Source organism: Vibrio sp. 1401, assembly GCF_033340295.1.
Genome location: NZ_JAWOWF010000800.1, coordinates 1 through 527, shown reverse-complemented (window position 1 = coordinate 527; position 527 = coordinate 1). Strand labels below are relative to the sequence as shown.

Genomic DNA, 527 nt, shown 5'->3' with positions numbered 1-527 from the left:
AAACCTTGAAGCTGGCTCTGACTCTCCAAAAGGCCGGGCCTTAACACGCAAAAACTCTTCTTTGATTTGCTCGTAAGTAGCCGGTTCATTTGTAGAATTGTGAACAAATGGGAGCTTTGTTGCTGCGGTAACGTCACTTAACATATTACCTACCCCAACAGTTATATAACCTCTGATATCCAAATACATATGCTCAACTCTTCCCTCATATTGCTCTAATTTAATCTTGAGCTTCATTTTGAGGGAGGATGAAACAGGCACAGACTTCTTCGCGCTCAAAACCGTGATAGCCTGTGTCAACTTACGATGACTTCTTCCATTCACATCGATTCTTCCATCTGGACGAGCTATTCCAACAAGGTTTTTCTGAAAAGCTTTGATTGCGGCGACAGTCTTGGAGTTTTCAGGTCTAGAGCCCAGTTTCCCATCTACTTTAAGCTCCTTTATTCCCTTTAAAGAGCCGAGCAATTGGTTAATAGACCTTTGCACCGTTCGAATATCAGAATCCACATTTTTACCGCCCAAAC

1 protein-coding gene is annotated in these 527 nt (G+C 42.5%); it reads right to left on the bottom strand.

Translation table 11 applies throughout. The features are described 5' to 3' along the window. Positions 1-525, bottom strand: a 525-nt coding sequence (locus tag R7Z77_RS28245) for a peptidoglycan-binding domain-containing protein (RefSeq protein WP_411913227.1), incomplete at its 3' end; no start/stop codon positions are given. Between the last annotated feature and the right edge of the window lie 2 nt (positions 526-527).